Raw genomic sequence first — 18,098 nt, 5'->3', positions numbered from 1 at the left:
ATTTTCACTCTCAAACATAGTGAACATACTATACGGTATTTATTCAGCGAATTAGAGTCAGATAAAATCGGATAAATTTATATACTCTTTATTCTCTCTTGAACAACGACCAAATTGAGTGCTCCAACTAAGGTATCTCATTGTCAAGCAATCCATAACCAGAACCTGATAACGCAACTACTGCATGAAAAATAATTCGTTTAATATAAAACGGCGCAACCTGCTGAAATATAGTTTCATGGGACTGAGCGCCTTTGTCGGCAGCAGTTTATTCTTAGCGCCTATGAAAGCGGCATCTTTATCACGCGCATCGCTGGGCAGACTCCAACCTCCAGATAGAAATGGTGTACGTCTACCCAAGGGTTTCACATCCCGCATCGTTGCATCTTCCGGACAAAACCTATTTGGCTACAAATGGCATAGCGCACCTGATGGCGGCGCTACTTTTGCAACTGATAATGGTGGCTGGATTTATGTTTCCAATAGTGAATTAGAGGATAACGCGGGCGGAGTCGGTGCATTGCGCTTCAATCAACAGGGTGAATTAATGGATGCTTATTCAATTTTAAAAAACACGACCCGAAATTGTGCCGGCGGGCATACCCCCTGGCAAACCTGGCTATCCTGTGAGGAAATCGACAAGGGGCAGGTCTGGGAATGCGACCCTTTTGGAAAGAATGCTCCCCAGCCAAGAAATGCACTGGGCCTATTTCGGCATGAAGCCATTGCAATCGATACGGAAAACAAACAACTTTATTTAACCGAAGATCAACCGGATGGTTGTTTATATCGCTATACCGCAAGATCATTCAATGCGGCCGGTTATCCTAACCTTGATGATGGCTTTCTTGAGATTGCTGAGACTATCGATGGGCACACCAAGGAACTACGCTGGCATAGCCTGCCAGACCCATTAGCGATCACCATACCGACACGCAAACAGGTTGCAAAAAGTACACCTTTCAATGGAGGAGAAGGTATCTGGTACCACCAGGGAATTGTTTATTTTACGACGAAAGGAGATGATCGGGTCTGGTCGTATGATACCAGGAATAATAATCTCAACATTATCTATAATGCTGCGTTATATTTTTGCCCTGTCTTAACCGGTGTAGATAATATTACCGCCAATGCTTCTGGTAAATTACTGGTGGCTGAAGACAATGGCAACATGCAGATTGTCGTTATAGCCGGTGATGAAGTGCATCCTTTGTTGCAAATTATTGGTCATGATCGTTCCGAGATTACTGGGCCAGCTTTTAGTCCTGATGGCTCCCGATTATATTTCAGTTCACAAAGAGGCAGAACCGGCCATTCAGAAGATGGAATGACTTTTGAAATAACAGGGCCTTTTTGATAGCAACAACGCTTCTCACCACTGGTTAGTATCTCGTTTATCCACCCTTCATAATCTGAAGCACAGGAAGCATAATGCATGTTTCAAATTATGATACGCCATTTTCCACTGGGTACAGCCTACTCGTAACCCACAATTAAAACCTTTAAGTTCAGACAGAATATAGACTCGCCTCCATAAAATCATCGCTATGCTATGATCTCCTAACATTTCATCTAGTCAATATAACAGCCGTCGCATCAGTATTATTTTTCTATCATTTGCCATTTTTCAGATATTGAATAAATTATTTGAGTGATATTATTTATCCTTGAGCCGGCCATCATTGTAGTGAATTAAACAAGGAGAATCGACTTGGAATTCAAAGATTACTACAAAATATTGGGAGTTGCGCGTAATGCAACTGCCGAGGACATCAGAAAAGCATTTCGTCGTCTGGCACGCAAATATCATCCGGATGTTTCCAAAGAAATAAATGCTGAGCATAAAATGAAGGAAGTAAATGAAGCCAACGCGGTGCTCTCCGATCCCGAAAAACGTGCAGCCTATGATCAATTAGGGCAGGGTTCCCAACCCGGGAAAGATTTTCAACCACCGCCGGGCTGGGATGCTGGCTTTGAATTCACTGGACGTGGCTTCTCTGACGCTCGATCTACTGATTTTAGCGAGTTTTTTTCAGAATTATTCGGTAATCGAATGGGAGCCAACACAAGACAACCCCATCACCGCATGCGCGGCGAAGATCACCATGCCAAAATTCTGCTCGATCTAGAAGATACCTACCATGGCACCCAGCGCAATCTGACCCTACGCATGCCGAAGATCGATGATAAAGGACATACTCTGCTCGTTGAGCACCATCTCAACGTCCGCATTCCCAAAGGAATTTATGCGGGTCAGGTAATTCGGCTGGCTGGTCAGGGTGGTTCAGGAGCAGGAGGGGAAGCAGTCGGTGATCTATTCCTGGAAGTACATTTTAATCCGCACTCTCGTTATCGTATCGAGAACAAGGATATCTATATGACATTACCGGTCACACCTTGGGAGGCCGCACTGGGTGCTACCATTAGGATATCCCTACCCAATAGCATGGTTGAAGTACATGTTCCGGAAAAATCGCAGACAGGTTATAAGCTTCGCCTTAAAGGGCGCGGTATTCCTGCTGCGGCACCAGGCCATCTTTATTTAATTCTCGAAGTCATATTACCACCTGCCGACACACCCAAGAAACGCGAATTTTATCAAGCGATGGCACGAGAATTCATATTCAATCCACGTCAGGATTCGGGAGCCTAAGTTATGTCACAAGAAATCATCGGTACCTCACTAGAAGATACATTGCTCAGTCTGGATGAATTAGCGCAAAGTTGTCATGTTAGCCAGCAATGGATTATCGAACGCGTCCAATGCGGTGTATTACTCAATGATGATCCAGACCCGAATCCGGCTAAATGGATGTTTAATAGCTATAGTTTTATACGTGCACGCAAAATTATAGCCTTAGAGAGAGACTTCGACTGCAATCCAGAACTCGCTGGACTAGTCGCCGATTTGATAGAGGAAATTGAAAGATTACGTGCCGATCTACAAAAATCAGGATTAAAGCCATGACTACAGGCTTTAAACAACTTTTTATGACCCAACCTGATTAACATTCCATTCATTTTTCAATCGATATCAAACTCGATCATTCACTCTGAAAAGGCTCCATACCATGTCCTTACATATTGTGTGCCCACATTGCCATATAACTAACCGCGTTCCCAAGAATCGCCTGTCCGCATCACCTCAATGTGGTGCTTGTCATGAGCCACTCTTTACAGCACATCCAGTTGAATTAACCAGCAATACATTCAATCAACACATTTCACACAGCCATATTCCAGTATTGGCTGATTTTTGGGCACCATGGTGTGGGCCTTGCAAAGTAATGATTCCCGCCTTTGCCAAAGCAGCCGCTGTACTCGAACCACAAGTGCGCTTGATAAAGATTAATACTGAAAATGAGCAAACATTAGCCACCCGTTTTAATATTCGCAGCATTCCAACTTTAATTTTGTTTAATGCTGGCCAAGAAATAGCAAGACAAGCAGGTGCTATGAGTAAGGAGGATATTGTGCGATGGGCACAGGAACAAAGTTAAATTGTGTGAATAAACCCATATTGTTATGGCGGCCAAATTATAGACAAACACGGAATAAGATGACGATTTTATCGTGGTAGGCTGCAATCCAACGATTGTGCTTGAAGAATCCAGAAGATCGCTCGATACAACTTCTGAGACCTTTGCAAAACCCCAACAGTTGAAAAGTTAGCTATTTACAATCAATAGCATAAAACTCCCGGTGAGAGCTTTTGCAAAAGTTTCACATCGTATTTAGTTTAATTTTTTTACAAAAATAAAGCGGGCAGCGGCCAATTCTCTACAGCCAATCTCAGTTATCTTCCTCAACTCAAAAATTTTTACACGCCGCATTAAGCAATGACTCAGACTGTCTCATCTGGTTAGTTATCCATATCAAAGTCTTAATTCTACTTTCAGGTTACATCTCTCAGGAAAGCTACCCAATATAGCCAGTTAAATCAAAATATGACCTGACAAACCGGCTATATTAAAAATTATCTCCGATCGCGATGCCCCCCCCCAATACACACTTATCCTAAAACTGGGTCGGTACATTGCCTTGATGATATCGAGATTCTCACATTCAACTTCAGATACGACCTTACTTTCCCAAATCACTATTCCGTCAAGATGGCCCGACCATTTAAGTCTTGTGGTTGCCTTGCATTATTAGTATAAAATCCTCTTAGTTGTTCCAGTTGTGCCGTTGATATTGTGATTGGCTCTGGCAAAACGTACCAGGCGACTCCCTCACTGCAAGGTGGCGTCGTTAATGAGCCCGTTATTGAATAAAAATCACCGCTATGATGATGATTTATAGGCAGCAATGATGCCGGATCAATTTTGATGCCGGTGCCTTCATTTTTGTCTCCACCAAGGCCCGGCATGTTATTCAAGATCGTTTGAAATGCTGCACTCTCTTCACCTTCATCAATCGCTACAGCCAACACTAAAATTTTTCCATCCGCTCTGACATGAACGTAATGCAGTTCAGCAGCAAATCTTTTATTACCCACAACATGTTCACTTGGCTCATGAAAATGAAATTGAATTAATGGGTAAGACTCCTCTCCCACTTCAACTTCTCCTTTATAATCCAGCGAAGTATTGACTTGGATTCCATGACCACTGTTATAAAAAACCGGCGCATTATCAACATCGTACCAGATTCTCAATTTATTTAATTTCTTCTCCCGATTCACTTCAGCTGCAGCAAAATCAATGGGAGATTGGTGCTTGCCAATACTGCACTCGGCATAGGGATACATTAAAGGGACTTCTGTCTGGGATGAGTCTTCGATTGCCCCCCATTTTGACTGCTCCTCATGACTCCAATGTGGGCCAGAAAAGGCTATTCCTATTTGGAAAGAAAAAATAAGTCCAACATATATAACGATAATTTTAGTAATTTTCATGCCTATCTTCCTATTTCGACAAAATCAGCTTATCTCGTTCAGCAGGTATGTTTTCTGCAATAATCAACCATATTTATTGTTTTAGTCACACTAGACTGTTGATTGGATGAAGAATGATTATCTTTCTCTGCTGCAGAAGGGGCAGGTTCTTCTATTTGTTTCAATTGATTGGTATCCGGTGCTTTCTGCTGATCCGTGTTAGGTGCAAAATCAATTGATTCAGATGCAACCAGATGTGAAGAACTAAAACTCAAAACAATAATAAAAAGTATTTTCTTGACAAGCATAGCTTTCCTCTTTTGAAAAAACCGGGATCAACAAATAAAGACTAAAAATAAAACATTTGCATTTCTTTTATTTAAAGTGAATCAATTTTTAGACAGGGTGCCAGTAAAAATACGGCTTATATTTTTACCAACTTCTCTATCTGGATTTAATTTAATCACTCTCAATGTTTCTATTTTTTCTAAAATCTATCATATCTTTTGTTAAGAAAATGTGATGTTAATGTCATTAATTTGTGAAGTTTTCAGCTAAAGGAGTTCAGCCTCATGATAGAAAAAGAGAACAAATTAAAATAATGTCTTTGATATCATTAGTTCTATTACATACGCCCCATCACAGAAAAATAAAAATTCTGCTCGCTATTATTTCTCTATAAAGGTTTGATAAATGGTATCGCTATCGAGATTATCTAATCCTAAATAATGCTGGTTGACAGCTTCCTTCCCTAAAAAAACCGGATTTCCAGTTCAATGACCACAATCCAAGCACACCTAACAACAAACAGGATCGACGACTATCTCCAAGAACCCGCCCCGTCGGACCGGTGATTGAAATATCATCCATAGAGATTTTTTCAAAAATCCTCACAATAGGTTTTATATGATTGATTATAAATGGTTAATTTTTCAACTACTGGGGTTTTGTAAAGGTCTCTAAGGTTCTATTATGAAATCACCTCAAAATAATCGTCTTGACATCCGCCTCCGCCTAAAGACAGGAAATTCCTGCTGCCTCTACCCCGGAATGGGGTAGATGACTTCGGTGAGTTTCTGTTGCTGACGGCATTGCTGCATCGTTCACTTGGCAGGCGAGCTGGGCATGCCCTGTCCTTAGAATATTGATGGCCGCGTTGAGATCTGCATTTTCTGCGTACCCACATTCGACACACGCGAATTTGGATTGCGTTGTGCAATTCTAGACGGACACATGGTCGCAGGCCGAACACGTCCGGCTTATGTTACGTGGATTGATGACAAGCACATCACCACCACGCCACGGCTTGCTTGTATTCCAACTGGTGGCGGAATTCACCTCAGCCCTGATCGAGAATCAGCTTATTGAGGCCGCTTTGCTTTTGACACTTCGTCCTGGCGACTCAATCGAACTGGCTGTTCAACCTTGCGCTCGGTCTGAATGCTAGCGTACCACTCAGCAACACAGGACACGGTGATGTTTTTGATTGCGCCTTCGACAGCGCGACTCTTGCGATAGCGAATCCAGCCGGATGATTCGCAAAAAGAACTATTCCTGTATCCGCAAAAAGCTATGGGGCAGCGCATTATGGTCGCCATTTGATTTCGCGGCCTCTTGTGGTAGTGCGCCAATTGCCATCATTCGCCAGTCGTCGAACAACAACAAGCGCCGGATTGATCGACAATAAGGACGCCTGCGGTGCCCACACTATTCATCCTCCCCTTGAACGGAACGGATTTCCGCTCAGTATGTTAAATATTCTGAGTTATAATGATCGGGAGGCTATGAGAGAGCCTGATTCCCAGTTATGCCAAAGCAGCTATCATATCGAAAGGAGTTAATATTCATGCCTGATAACGGCCGGTTTCTATCCCGTCTGATCTGGTTTACATTGCTAGTGGTTGCACTGATGCTGCTTTGGCACAATTTTCCCGATTTATTCAACTCGTACAACTCACCTTACTCTGATTCACGGGAAAAAGTCACACCACGAGTCATTGAACCGCGCGGTAACTTAGCGGACGATGAGAAGAGCACAATCGAATTATTTGAAAACTCTCGTGATTCAGTCGTATTCATTACGACTCGTCAACAAGTAATGGATGTCTGGACGCGCGATATTTTTTCTGTTCCAAGTGGTACTGGTTCAGGTTTCATCTGGGACGATGCCGGGCATATCATTACCAACCTCCATGTTATCAAGGGCGCCAGCGAAGCCATAGTACGATTAGCTGACGGACGTGATTACAAGGCTATCCTGATTGGTGCCAGCCCTGCACATGATATCGCAGTATTAAAAATCGGAGCAGGCATTCAACTACCGTTACCGGTGCCCCTCGGAAGCAGTCATGATCTTAAGGTAGGACAAAAAGTATTTGCTATCGGCAATCCTTTTGGTTTGGACTGGACTCTGACCACTGGAGTAATTTCGGCATTGGATCGGTCTTTACCAAGCGAAGAAGGACGTACGATTGAAAACTTAATCCAGACAGATGCAGCAATCAATCCGGGAAATTCAGGTGGTCCGCTATTAGATTCAGCCGGCAGATTAATCGGGATTAATACCGCAATCTATAGCCCGAGCGGCGCAAGCGCCGGAATCGGCTTTTCTGTACCAGTGGATACGCTTAATCGCGTGGTTCCCCAACTCATTAGTCGCGGCAAATATATTCGCCCAGCCTTAGGTATTACAGTTGATGAAAAACTCAATACACGCCTTACAAAAATAATCGGCGTAACCGGTGTAGTCATTCTGAGTGTTAGTCCCGGTTCAGCTGCAGATCTAGCGGGCCTTAAAGGCGCAACCATTTCTTCCGATGGAAGTATCATGCCAAATGATATTATTATTTCGTTAGAAAACAAACCGGTAGATTCGGTTGATAAACTACTATTACGCATCGATCATTATAAAGTTGGAGAAACAATACGGATTACTCTTTTACGCAACGGTCATGAGATGGATGTCTCCGTTATTTTGCAGCCAGGGATATAATTTTATCAAGTGCAGATGGTTTCGCCACATCAAAAAGAGATTGCCTTATGTTTTCGATCAGCTACTCGCTGTGGACTTTATTTTCATCAAAATGCGCCTGTTTCTTATTCATTTAAATACATCGCAGCGTCTTAATCCAGGAATTGCAGCCAGCAAGAAACTATTTAAAAATACACCGCGTCAATCTACAAACCGCTAATATCCCTATGCATTCTTAACCGACCCCCCATTAAGCAATAGAGAGAGAGAGAGAGAGAGAGAGAGAGAGAGAGTATATTGATCCACCTTCAACTACTAAAGCTAATCAACTATCAAACTATTGATAATTGACTGGTCAATACTAAAGCTAAAGCGTCGTTACAGGATCGCTATCCTGGCAAGTTTACAAAGTGGCATTCAATTTCTCTTTATTTTCCCAAAAGTTCCAGAAAAATGACAACAAAAATATTAACATGGATGGTTGCAGGCCTGCTGCTTGGTAGCGCCATTAACACATTTGTTTATGATGTGGCATGGGTACAGGATTATTTTGTACATGGTCTGTTTCATATAACCGGTGAAATATTTATTAACCTGTTAAAAATGTTAGTTGTTCCATTGGTTACCTTTTCGTTAATTACCGGGGTTTACGGTATCGGTGATATCAAAAAACTGGGGCGTATCGGAATAAAGGCATTCATCTTGTTTTTATTCACCACAGCGCTAGCAATCACATTAGCCATTCTTGTTTCTATCATGATAGATCCTGGAAAAAACTTTGATCTGACACAAATAGAACAAGATGCATTCGTTACACCTGAAGCACCGCCATTAACACAAATACTTATCGATATTGTGCCCAGTAATCCTGTTGCTGCTTACGCGGAAGGCAATATGTTACAAATAATTTTCTTTACCATTTTATTTGCCATCTGCTTATTGATGATAGGTCAACGCGGACGCGCGCTCGCTGAAGGAATTGATTGCCTCAATGAAGTACTCATGAAACTTGTCAGTGTCATTATGTCTATTGCGCCTTATGGTGTATTCGCATTAATGGCCAAAACTTTTTCAATACAAGGATTAGGATTAATTTTACCGATAATCAGCTATTTTGGAACAGCGATACTGGTACTGCTGCTCCATACAATGGGTACCCTCATGATACTTCTGAAGCTATTTGGCCAGGTTAGCCTGAAGTCATTTCTCAGAAAAATGTGGACGGTGCAGGTCTTTGCTTTCAGTACATCAAGCTCTAATGCAACCATTCCGGTTACACTCAGAGCTACCGAAAAACGTCTGGGGATCGATAATGCCACGGCATCATTTATTGTGCCTTTTGGCGCGACTATCAATATGGATGGGACAGCAATTATCCAAGGCGTCGCCACCGTATTCATTGCAAACGTCTACGGCGTAGAATTGGGTCTCATCGGCTATCTGACCGTAATCGGCATGGCTGTACTGGCCTCAATAGGCACAGCAGGAGTACCCGGTGTTGGACTAATTATGCTTGCCATGGTATTTAATCAGATTGGCTTACCCGTTGAGGGTATTGCACTGATCATGGGAGTGGATCGTTTATTGGATATGATACGAACCGCTGTCAATGTAACAGGTGATGCTGTGATCACAACGATAGTCGCACGTAGCGAAAATAATATATCAATGCAGATATTTAACGATCCAAATGCGGGCGCACCAGAAACGATACATTTACCACAACACCACATACAAAAATAGTCGCAGACTCATCGTCATATACCAATCATTACTGTTAACGATAACGCCACGGCGCAATATCCACATCAATAATGGTTGATTTTTCAACCAGCTGTAAATTATCAAAATAAACGCGCTGGCCCGCTTCAATCAAATGTATCTGAGTATCCAGATGCATTTCTACTTGCCCACTCATTATGGCCAGGCTTCCACCATTCTTTATGGTTTCAAGGCTAAAACGCGTACCAATATCCCGAAAACGCACTTTACCTAATATTATTTCTAGCTTATGGCCATCCGCGGGCTTATTTTTTACATCAAAATAAGCATTTCCCTGTAATAGTTCAACTCTTAATGGTTCACTCTTGGTAACTGCAATCACGCTATTGCTATCCAGACTAATGGTAATATCCGGTGTAACCGCAACAGTCAAATATTTCCCAGAAGCTGTTTCATGCAATTGGGTGTCTATCGGCGGTGGCACGATGAAAATTAAAGAACCCACTAACATGACGATTAACACACTGAGAAAAGGGAAAATAAATTTTCTGCGACGCAATAAAGAAGAGCCTGGTTCCTTCAGTTCGTTCATATCGCTATGAAACCTATTCTTGTGATGGGTCTGTAATAAACCCGATTTTTGCTATTCCCATTTTTGCTGCCATGCTCATGACACGCGCGACATGTTCATAATGCACTAATTTATCTGCACGAATATGCAGCTCCGTCTCAGGTGCTTCTCCGACAACTCGATTAAAACGTGCTGCCAACTGTTCCCGTTCAACTGGCTCGCCATTCCAGAAAAGACTACTATCAGCACGAATAGCAAGTTCAATATGATCTGGTTGCGTCATATTGGGATTACTTGCCGCTTTTGGTAGATCAATTTTCACCGAGTGTGTCAGTAATGGTGCCGTAATAATAAAAATAATTAATAATACCAGCATGACATCCACTAATGGCACGACATTAATCTCAGCCATGGGTGCCTGGCGTCCACGCTCATTCACGCTACCAAATGCCATTATTGTGCCTCATCCGTCATTGTCGGTGTCACTTCTGATGAAAACGTATGAAGTTTAAGTGGCTGTGCCGTAACCGTATCATCCTTATTACCGACTGTAATCAATATAAACAAGTCATGAGCAAAAGCATCCAAACGTGCCAGCCAAATACGATTACGTCGTACAAAAGCGTTATAAGCTAAAACAGCTGGAATAGCCACGGCCAATCCTAATGCAGTCATGATTAATGCCTCTCCCACAGGGCCCGCTACCTTATCAAGTGAGCCCTGGCCGGAAAGACCAATTTGCATCAGGGCGTGATAAATACTCCATACGGTACCGAACAAGCCGATATAAGGCGCAGCTGAACCCGCAGATGCGATCAATGTAAGACCATTCTCGACACGAGTAGCTTCTTGATCGATACCATTGCGCAGTGCACGCGTAAGAAACTCACTTGTTCCACCCGCCGCGGCTAATTTTTGTGAACCGTGCATCCTGGAATCTGCTGCGGCATCTATACCCAGCTTTGCCAGTTCTGCAAAGGCATTATTGGGTACTGAATTATTGGGTGTTATATTGACATCTTGCAAAGAATCAACATTCCAGAAATGTTTAAGAAAAGTTTCTGCTCTTCGTTTGGCAATAAAGTTAGCTATGCTTTTCGTAATAATCAGATACCAGCTCGCAACCGAAAGAGACAGTAACAGTACCAGTACGCTGATACCAACACCGTCTATCTGAGCAAAAAATTGAGCGAAACCGAGTCCTTTTTCCATGAGATTAATTTCCTTGCAATACAAAGTTAAAGGGTTGTAATGCGACAGCTCTTACCGGCTGGCCATTACGAAGCGATGGCCTACACTGCCAGCTTTTTACCGCATCCAATGCAGCATTATCCAGGCGTGTATGACCACTGCTTTCAGCAACCTGTGCATCATATATACGGCCATTTTCATCTAGCTCCACGCGCAATACCAACTTACCCTCCTCGCCCATGCGCCGCGAAATTGGCGGGTAAGCTGGTGCAGCCAGCTTGGGACAAGAAACCGATAGTTCCGACGACAATTTAACCGGCCCGGTGTCCATTTGTACCGGCGGCGAAGTGACCGCTGCTGACTCAACCGGCGCCGCAGGCTCCAATTCCGGTTCGGATTCCAACTCCGGTTTTAATTCTGGCTCTAATGGCGCCACAACCGGTTCTTTCTTAGGCAACAACGGCGCTTCCGCCACTAAACGATGCTGGCTCGGTTTGGATTTTGGCTTATTGATAGGCTGAGGTATAGTCGGTTTAGGTAACACTGTTTCCGCTTTTGGTATAACTTTCGGAACCGGTGCAGCAATCATTTCGGCAAACAAGGTCACTGTTGGTGGTGACGGTGGAGTAGGTCGCTGATTCCAAAGAATGTAAAACAACAACCCATGAACAGCGAGAACAAATAATAATCCAGGCAGAGAAATTAAATTTCGCCGCGCACCCAAGTACTCAACATTTTTCCGGGATAATAATCGCATTACAAAATAACCAATTCTCGATAAACTTTGGATTGATCAGACAAAGTAAACAGAAACTCTCCAGTAATTTTGTTCTTGATTATTAATATGCTGGCAAGCGATATAGTGCGATTTTAGGCACTATATTAAAATAAAGGTTAGATCCATGCTCAGTATCTATTTTACAATCAGGCATGAATAAGGGTTGCTATGAGCCCAAACCTTATTAAAGAGGCTCATTTTAATAAAAGCAGCCTTTTCGCTCTTTATGAAAAAGCAAGAATAACGCAAACGATAATAATTATCAATCACTAACTAACACTAAAATTAATTACTCTGTTGAATTACCCTCATTGTTGCAATACTATCTCTACTAGCGAATACTCAATGCACACGATGCCTTTCAATCTTTGCGGGCAACTCTTTTAATCAACTTAATATCATATCAAGATGACGCAAACGTTATCTCTTGAAAACAATTATGGAAAAGACAACACCCGGATTTTGGCGACGACTCGTCAGCATGATCTATGAATCTCTACTTCTGCTCGCAGTCTTGTTTATTGCCAGCTTCATTTTTCATCTTATTTTTCGTGATACGCATGCCGTATATTTCAGGCCATTATTTCAATTTTACTTATTAGTTATCATGGGAATCTATTTTATCTGGTTCTGGACGCATGGCGGACAGACACTGGCGATGCAAACCTGGAAAATGCGCGTGGTCACAGTTGACGGAGATCATCTTGGAAAGCGACAAGCAATAACGCGTTATCTATTTGCAGTAACTGGCATTACTTTTTTTGGCTTTGGTATCTTCTGGGCACTGTTCGATCGCGAGCATCAGTTTTTACATGACAGGTTAGCAGGCACTCGAATCGTGAAAACTTAAAAGAGGTAGAAGAGGCCTTATTCGCATCAAAAAACAAGGCAGGAATCCAAGGTTCGACCTTACCGTATGCAATCGACAAAGATTGATTACGCGTGCCTGCAATTTTATCTCGACCAAGATCAGGTTAAATAACCCCATCCACACAAAAATAACAAAACCAAGCCTATAATATAGGGCAATGCTAACAATAAACTTCGCGACCAGCATTTACCTCAAATAAAATTAATAAATTATATTGACGAATCTAAATTTAATTAATACTACAGATCATTATATTCTCAGATTAATTTTCTTAGATCCTGTCACATAAAATATGAACAGAATATTTATTCTGCATTAACCGTGGGGAAAACAGGCTATCGCATCAAAATTACATTATGGGATATTTACTGCCCGCATAGCTTTTTATTTTTTATAAAAAAGAATTTTATTAAACAACAGTACATATCGGAACTATTTGCGGTCATTTAAGCAGGACAACTAAACTACACAATAAACCAAATACCCGATCAGATCTGCTCGTCAGCTCTCTTATATAATTCACTAAAAATAATACATAATCAAATTCCACTCTTCTGACATGCCCATGAGTTTTATTAACAAGTCAATGGCTAAAAAGACAAACGGCAACCCCCTCCCATCTAGAGTTTCAAAACTATTGCGTGAGGCTAGATGGTTTGTACTAATAGGTGTCGCTCTCTATCTCACCATGATATTTTATAGTTATGATCAGACTGATCCAAGCTGGTCACACAGTGGCGATCTTAATCAAATAAGAAACGCAGGTGGATATGCAGGTGCATGGCTTGCAGATCTACTGTTGTATTTATTCGGTATTTCAGCTTGGTGGTCGGTGATATTTTTTACCTGTGTCGTATCCTGGAGCTACCGCCATCTTGACATTTCCGGAATATTTGACAAGCGCTCACTGCTCCTTTCAGCAGCCGGTTTTATTATCCTACTGACAGCAAGTAGTGGCCTCGAGTCCTTACGGTTCTATACGATAAATGTATCATTACCACGGGTGCCCGGCGGTATGCTAGGCGAGATTATCAGTAACAATCTATCGCAGGCAATCGGTTTTACTGGTGCAACATTGACATTATTAATATTAATTGCAATTGGTTTTAGTCTGTTCACTGGCTTATCATGGGTACGTTTTGTAGAAAAAATTGGCGAAACCATTGAGAATTGTTTCTCATCTATTATTAAATTCTGGCAAGCTCAGCAAGATAAACGACTCGGAGTCGTTTTATCACAAAAAAGCAAAAAACTAGTCGGAGATAAAACAAAATATGCTGAAGATGTTGAAGAATATCTTCCACTTCATGTCAAACTGGCTACTACAACTGTTTCAAATGAACCGCCTGCTACTATCGTATCAAGCAAACCACCGACTATAGTCGATCCAGACAGGCTAGCCGCTGCAATCACTCCAGATAAACCACCTGCTGCAATCGCTCCAGATGAGCCACCTGCTGCAATCACTCCAGATAAGCCACCTGCTGCAATTGCTCCAGATGAGCCACCTGCTGCAATCACTCCAGATAAGCCAGCTGCTGCAATCACTCCAGATAAGCCGGCTGCAGCAATTGCGCCAAAACCCTCTCGCATCATCAAAGAGAAACAAACTACCGCATCTTCAGAGATACTGGGTTCGTCCTTGCCTCCCTTACATCTACTGGATGAACCACAACAAGACGTCGAAGTTGTATCTCAAGATATGCTTGAATTTACGTCACGTTTAATTGAACGTAAATTAAAAGAGTTCGGTGTGGAAGTTAGCGTAGTGACTGCCTATCCTGGACCCGTGATCACACGTTATGAGATAGAACCAGCTGTCGGGGTAAAAGGAAGCCAAATCATAAACTTAATCAAAGATTTGGCACGCGCACTCTCGGTAGCAAGTATACGCGTTGTTGAGACAATCCCAGGAAAAACCTATATGGGGCTTGAGATTCCTAACCCAAAACGACAAATGGTTCGTTTATCGGAAGTTCTCAGCTCCCAGGCTTATACTGATAAGAGCTCAGTATTAACTATCGCACTAGGTAAAGATATCAGTGGACGTCCAGTGGTTTCCGATCTGGCAAAAATGCCTCATGCATTAGTAGCAGGAACAACGGGATCAGGAAAATCAGTCGCAATCAATGCCATCATTTTAAGTTTAATCTATAAAACGACCCCTGATCAGGTACGTCTGATTCTGGTGGACCCCAAGATGCTCGAATTATCTGTTTATGAAGGTATTCCGCATTTATTAGCGCCTGTTGTAACCGATATGAGCGAGGCATCTAATGCGTTGCGCTGGTGTGTAGCAGAAATGGAGCGACGCTATAAACTCATGTCTTCTCTGGGTGTACGCAATCTCGACGGTTACAATCAGAAGATACGCGATGCGATAAAACAAAATGAACCGCTACTCAATCCACTCACTGCAGATACGCCAGAATACCTGGAAGAATTACCGCTGATTGTCGTTGTAATTGATGAGCTGGCCGACATGATGATGGTCGTCGGCAAAAAAGTGGAACACTTGATTGCCAGGCTAGCACAAAAAGCCCGTGCCGCCGGTATTCATTTACTACTAGCCACTCAACGACCTTCCGTGGATGTCATTACAGGTCTAATCAAAGCCAATATTCCCACCAGAATTGCATTTCAAGTATCCAGTAAAATTGATTCACGCACTATTTTGGATCAGATGGGTGCGGAAGCATTACTTGGCCAGGGCGACATGCTTTATTTACCACCCGGCAGCGGTTATCCACAACGCGTTCACGGCGCTTATGTCGCCGATCATGAAGTACATAAAGTAGTTGAATATCTCAAAGAACACGGTGAAGCATGCTATGTAGAAGAAATACTCAATACAAGTGAAGAAGAAAGTGAGGTTGCTAACCATAATGAGCAGAACAGACAAGCAAGAAATGAAAGTGATCCACTCTATGATGAAGCTGTCGCAATGGTCATTAAAACTCGCCGGGCTTCGATCTCTCTGGTACAAAGGAATTTACGTATTGGCTATAATCGTGCAGCACGCTTAATCGAGGAAATGGAGCGTACCGGTCTTGTATCAGCCATGCAAAGTAATGGGAACCGGGAAGTGCTCGTTCCATCGCGCAATGAATAATCATTGTCTCCAATTATTTACTGATAATCGACCCTTATTTTTCAGGATATTATGAACCGATTAAGCTGTAACTTTTTCTTCTTTTTCCTTATTTATTTACTTCCAGTCCTTGTGCACGCGGCTGCTTTAGATAGTTTAAAAACTTTTATCCAAGAAACCCGTACCGCACGCGCCACATTTTCTCAAATTTTACTCGACAGAAACTCAAAAATCATACAAAAATCGAGTGGCATCATGCAGTTTGAACGCCCCAATAAATTTCGCTGGACATATGAGAAACCTTACGAACAATTAATTGTTGGGGACGGCATCCAGGTATGGTTTTATGATCGAGATCTCAATCAGGTTACGATACGCACACTCGATCTGGCTATCGGTAGTAGTCCAGCCGCATTATTAGCTGGCAATAGCACTATCGAGGCTAATTTCTCGCTCACCGAGATGGGTCAACAGGATCAGCTAGAATGGCTGGAAGCCAGTCCGAAAAACAAGGAGAGTACATTTGAATTCATACAGCTTGGTTTTTCCATGAAGGGATCTTTAAAGATCATGGTGTTACGCGATAGTTTTGGCCAAACCACGCTACTTACCTTTTCAAACCTGGATAAAAACCCGAATTTACCTGCCAGTCTCTTTCACTTTATTCCTCCCGATGGCTCGGATGTAATCAGTGACTGACCTGTTTACCAATCACGAACCGGCACGTCCGCTAGCAGAACAGTTACGTCCCAAAAGCCTACAGGATTTTATCGGTCAGAGACATTTACTGGGCACGGGTAAGCCGCTGCGCCTCGCATTCGAAGCCGGAAAGCCGCATTCAATGCTGTTATGGGGCCCACCCGGCACGGGAAAAACCACCTTAGCACGCATGATGTCTGTCATATTTAATGCTGAATTTATCGCATTATCTGCAGTGTTATCAGGAATAAAGGATATCCGGCATGCCATTGAACAAGCACAAATCACCTTGCAGCAGACCGGACGTCATACGATTCTTTTTGTAGATGAAGCACATCGTTTTAATAAATCACAACAAGATGCCTTTCTGCCACATGTCGAACAAGGCTTATTAACTTTTGTTGGTGCAACAACAGAAAATCCTTCTTTTTCGGTGAATTGTGCCCTGCTCTCGCGTGTTCAGGTTTATATTCTAACGAGCTTATCAGAAACAGAATTAGCCCTCTTATTTAAGCGAACAGAAAATCTTGTGCTGCAGAATCTATATTTCTCTGATGAGGCAAGACGCTTGTTAATTGAATTCGCTGATGGGGACGCGAGACGATTACTCAATTTATTAGAGCAAATAAACAGTGCGGCCAAGACTGAAGGCATCACAAAAATTGATATGGATTATGCCCAACATTCACTTTCTCGTAGTGCGCGCCGTTTCGATAAAAGAGGTGACGAGTTTTATGATCAGATATCCGCATTACACAAATCCATACGTGGATCTTCTCCAGATGCTGCACTCTATTGGTTGTGCCGAATGCTGGATGGTGGAGCGGACCCACTTTATATTGGGCGACGCTTGATTCGTGTATCAGTAGAAGATATTGGCATAGCCGACCCTCGTGCAACACGCATAGCACTCGATGCCTGCGAAATTTATGAACGACTAGGCAGTCCGGAAGGTGAATTGGCATTAGCGCAAGCAGTACTGTATCTTGCCTGTGCGCCTAAAAGTAATGCGGCTTATCTGGCATATAACAAGATGCGGAATTTTGTTTCCCAGGATCAATCGCGTTCGGTACCACTACATCTGCGTAATGCACCAACCAAATTAACGAAAGAAGTGGGGTTTGGACAAGCATATCGCTATGCTCATGATTATCCAGAAGCCTATGTTGCTGGAGAAAATTATTTTCCAGACGAAATGCCGGAAATCAGCTTTTATCATCCAACAAAATATGGATTAGAATCAAAGATTTTAGAAAAATTAGCAAACCTACGTAAATTAGATAAACAAATGAAAAAAGGAACGTAGCATATCTTTTATAATTTACAAT

Annotated in this window: 18 protein-coding genes and 1 pseudogene; 12 read left to right on the top strand and 7 right to left on the bottom strand. The window is 42.5% G+C overall.

Annotated elements, in window-relative coordinates; all coding sequences use genetic code 11:
* Window positions 1–184 precede the first annotated feature (184 nt).
* The 4 genes from BUQ89_RS01580 (at window position 185) to trxC (ending at window position 3,500) form a co-directional block, all read left to right on the top strand.
* Window positions 185–1,357, top strand: coding sequence for an alkaline phosphatase PhoX (locus BUQ89_RS01580; RefSeq protein ID WP_051537653.1), 1,173 nt, complete (start codon window positions 185–187; stop codon window positions 1,355–1,357).
* A gap of 354 nt (window positions 1,358–1,711) precedes the next feature.
* Window positions 1,712–2,653, top strand: coding sequence for a DnaJ C-terminal domain-containing protein (locus BUQ89_RS01575; protein ID WP_028462046.1), 942 nt, complete (start codon window positions 1,712–1,714; stop codon window positions 2,651–2,653).
* Window positions 2,654–2,656: 3 nt separating this feature from the next.
* Window positions 2,657–2,968: a chaperone modulator CbpM gene (locus BUQ89_RS01570; protein ID WP_028462047.1), complete on the top strand. Its 312-nt coding sequence runs from the start codon at window positions 2,657–2,659 to the stop codon at window positions 2,966–2,968.
* Window positions 2,969–3,071: 103 nt separating this feature from the next.
* Entirely contained in the window at window positions 3,072–3,500 is a 429-nt protein-coding gene (gene trxC, locus BUQ89_RS01565; protein ID WP_028462048.1) for a thioredoxin TrxC, read from the top strand.
* 599 nt (window positions 3,501–4,099) lie between these two features.
* Here trxC and BUQ89_RS01560 read toward each other — a convergent pair.
* From BUQ89_RS01560 to BUQ89_RS13820, 3 genes and pseudogenes are all read right to left on the bottom strand, one after another.
* Window positions 4,100–4,897: a carbonic anhydrase gene (locus BUQ89_RS01560; protein WP_028462049.1), complete on the bottom strand. Its 798-nt coding sequence runs from the start codon at window positions 4,895–4,897 to the stop codon at window positions 4,100–4,102.
* A 38-nt stretch (window positions 4,898–4,935) separates the two neighbouring features.
* Window positions 4,936–5,184 carry a hypothetical protein gene (locus tag BUQ89_RS01555; protein WP_028462050.1) on the bottom strand — a complete coding sequence of 83 codons (249 nt, stop codon included), beginning with the start codon at window positions 5,182–5,184 and terminating at the stop codon, window positions 4,936–4,938.
* A gap of 706 nt (window positions 5,185–5,890) precedes the next feature.
* Window positions 5,891–6,079: pseudogene (locus tag BUQ89_RS13820) on the bottom strand (RNA-guided endonuclease InsQ/TnpB family protein); the annotation flags it as partial.
* A gap of 73 nt (window positions 6,080–6,152) precedes the next feature.
* Here BUQ89_RS13820 and BUQ89_RS13815 point away from each other — a divergent pair.
* The 4 genes from BUQ89_RS13815 to BUQ89_RS01530 all read left to right on the top strand — a co-directional run bounded on the left by BUQ89_RS13815 (window position 6,153) and on the right by BUQ89_RS01530 (window position 9,590).
* Entirely contained in the window at window positions 6,153–6,323 is a 171-nt protein-coding gene (locus tag BUQ89_RS13815; RefSeq protein WP_218146766.1) for a hypothetical protein, read from the top strand.
* 39 nt (window positions 6,324–6,362) lie between these two features.
* Window positions 6,363–6,563, top strand: a complete 201-nt coding sequence (locus tag BUQ89_RS01540; protein ID WP_218146767.1) for a transposase — start codon at window positions 6,363–6,365, stop codon at window positions 6,561–6,563.
* A gap of 159 nt (window positions 6,564–6,722) precedes the next feature.
* Complete coding sequence (locus BUQ89_RS01535; RefSeq protein WP_028462052.1) at window positions 6,723–7,868, top strand: S1C family serine protease; 1,146 nt, start codon at window positions 6,723–6,725, stop codon at window positions 7,866–7,868.
* 432 nt (window positions 7,869–8,300) lie between these two features.
* Window positions 8,301–9,590, top strand: a complete 1,290-nt coding sequence (locus tag BUQ89_RS01530) for a dicarboxylate/amino acid:cation symporter (RefSeq protein WP_051537654.1) — start codon at window positions 8,301–8,303, stop codon at window positions 9,588–9,590.
* A 34-nt stretch (window positions 9,591–9,624) separates the two neighbouring features.
* Here BUQ89_RS01530 and BUQ89_RS01525 read toward each other — a convergent pair whose 3' ends face one another.
* From BUQ89_RS01525 to BUQ89_RS01510, 4 genes are read right to left on the bottom strand one after another with little or no spacing between them, the layout of a single operon-like run.
* Window positions 9,625–10,161: a FecR domain-containing protein gene (locus tag BUQ89_RS01525; RefSeq protein ID WP_028462053.1), complete on the bottom strand. Its 537-nt coding sequence runs from the start codon at window positions 10,159–10,161 to the stop codon at window positions 9,625–9,627.
* Window positions 10,162–10,174: 13 nt separating this feature from the next.
* Window positions 10,175–10,594 carry an ExbD/TolR family protein gene (locus tag BUQ89_RS01520; protein ID WP_028462054.1) on the bottom strand — a complete coding sequence of 140 codons (420 nt, stop codon included), beginning with the start codon at window positions 10,592–10,594 and terminating at the stop codon, window positions 10,175–10,177.
* Window positions 10,594–11,352 carry a MotA/TolQ/ExbB proton channel family protein gene (locus BUQ89_RS01515; protein WP_028462055.1) on the bottom strand — a complete coding sequence of 253 codons (759 nt, stop codon included), beginning with the start codon at window positions 11,350–11,352 and terminating at the stop codon, window positions 10,594–10,596. The genes BUQ89_RS01520 and BUQ89_RS01515 overlap by 1 nt, the downstream gene beginning before the upstream one ends.
* A 4-nt stretch (window positions 11,353–11,356) precedes the next feature.
* Window positions 11,357–12,088 carry an energy transducer TonB gene (locus BUQ89_RS01510; RefSeq protein ID WP_051537655.1) on the bottom strand — a complete coding sequence of 244 codons (732 nt, stop codon included), beginning with the start codon at window positions 12,086–12,088 and terminating at the stop codon, window positions 11,357–11,359.
* Between the two features lie 460 nt (window positions 12,089–12,548).
* Between BUQ89_RS01510 and BUQ89_RS01505 the strand changes: the two genes are divergently transcribed.
* From BUQ89_RS01505 to BUQ89_RS01490, 4 genes are all read left to right on the top strand, one after another.
* The gene (locus tag BUQ89_RS01505; RefSeq protein WP_028462057.1) at window positions 12,549–12,959 is read left to right on the top strand and encodes an RDD family protein; all 411 of its coding nucleotides are present in this window, start codon (window positions 12,549–12,551) and stop codon (window positions 12,957–12,959) included.
* A 586-nt stretch (window positions 12,960–13,545) separates the two neighbouring features.
* On the top strand, window positions 13,546–16,092 hold the full coding sequence (locus BUQ89_RS14065; RefSeq protein ID WP_028462058.1) for a DNA translocase FtsK: 2,547 nt from the start codon (window positions 13,546–13,548) through the stop codon (window positions 16,090–16,092).
* 51 nt (window positions 16,093–16,143) lie between these two features.
* On the top strand, window positions 16,144–16,770 hold the full coding sequence (gene lolA, locus BUQ89_RS01495) for an outer membrane lipoprotein periplasmic chaperone LolA (RefSeq protein ID WP_028462059.1): 627 nt from the start codon (window positions 16,144–16,146) through the stop codon (window positions 16,768–16,770).
* The gene (locus BUQ89_RS01490; protein WP_028462060.1) at window positions 16,763–18,076 is read left to right on the top strand and encodes a replication-associated recombination protein A; all 1,314 of its coding nucleotides are present in this window, start codon (window positions 16,763–16,765) and stop codon (window positions 18,074–18,076) included. Before lolA ends, BUQ89_RS01490 begins: the two co-directional genes overlap by 8 nt.
* Window positions 18,077–18,098 lie beyond the last annotated feature (22 nt).

The organism is Nitrosomonas cryotolerans ATCC 49181 (assembly GCF_900143275.1).
GTDB classification, from domain to species: Bacteria; Pseudomonadota; Gammaproteobacteria; order Burkholderiales; family Nitrosomonadaceae; genus Nitrosomonas; species Nitrosomonas cryotolerans.
Note: the sequence above shows the minus strand (reverse complement) of the source record. Positions and strands in the feature narration are given on the sequence as shown.

What these genes read in the sequence shown, in the direction of transcription:
- BUQ89_RS01580 (WP_051537653.1), top strand. Translation starts at nt 185, where the DNA reads ATGAAAAATAATTCGTTTAATATAAAACGGCGCAACCTGCTGAAATAT.
- BUQ89_RS01530 (WP_051537654.1), top strand. Translation starts at nt 8,301, where the DNA reads ATGACAACAAAAATATTAACATGGATGGTTGCAGGCCTGCTGCTTGGT.
- BUQ89_RS01525 (WP_028462053.1), bottom strand. Translation starts at nt 10,161, where the DNA reads ATGAACGAACTGAAGGAACCAGGCTCTTCTTTATTGCGTCGCAGAAAA.
- BUQ89_RS01510 (WP_051537655.1), bottom strand. Translation starts at nt 12,088, where the DNA reads ATGCGATTATTATCCCGGAAAAATGTTGAGTACTTGGGTGCGCGGCGA.
- BUQ89_RS01535 (WP_028462052.1), top strand. Translation starts at nt 6,723, where the DNA reads ATGCCTGATAACGGCCGGTTTCTATCCCGTCTGATCTGGTTTACATTG.
- trxC (WP_028462048.1), top strand. Translation starts at nt 3,072, where the DNA reads ATGTCCTTACATATTGTGTGCCCACATTGCCATATAACTAACCGCGTT.
- BUQ89_RS01520 (WP_028462054.1), bottom strand. Translation starts at nt 10,594, where the DNA reads ATGGCATTTGGTAGCGTGAATGAGCGTGGACGCCAGGCACCCATGGCT.
- lolA (WP_028462059.1), top strand. Translation starts at nt 16,144, where the DNA reads ATGAACCGATTAAGCTGTAACTTTTTCTTCTTTTTCCTTATTTATTTA.
- BUQ89_RS01515 (WP_028462055.1), bottom strand. Translation starts at nt 11,352, where the DNA reads ATGGAAAAAGGACTCGGTTTCGCTCAATTTTTTGCTCAGATAGACGGT.
- BUQ89_RS01505 (WP_028462057.1), top strand. Translation starts at nt 12,549, where the DNA reads ATGGAAAAGACAACACCCGGATTTTGGCGACGACTCGTCAGCATGATC.
- BUQ89_RS14065 (WP_028462058.1), top strand. Translation starts at nt 13,546, where the DNA reads ATGAGTTTTATTAACAAGTCAATGGCTAAAAAGACAAACGGCAACCCC.
- BUQ89_RS01570 (WP_028462047.1), top strand. Translation starts at nt 2,657, where the DNA reads ATGTCACAAGAAATCATCGGTACCTCACTAGAAGATACATTGCTCAGT.
- BUQ89_RS13815 (WP_218146766.1), top strand. Translation starts at nt 6,153, where the DNA reads ATGACAAGCACATCACCACCACGCCACGGCTTGCTTGTATTCCAACTG.
- BUQ89_RS01560 (WP_028462049.1), bottom strand. Translation starts at nt 4,897, where the DNA reads ATGAAAATTACTAAAATTATCGTTATATATGTTGGACTTATTTTTTCT.
- BUQ89_RS01555 (WP_028462050.1), bottom strand. Translation starts at nt 5,184, where the DNA reads ATGCTTGTCAAGAAAATACTTTTTATTATTGTTTTGAGTTTTAGTTCT.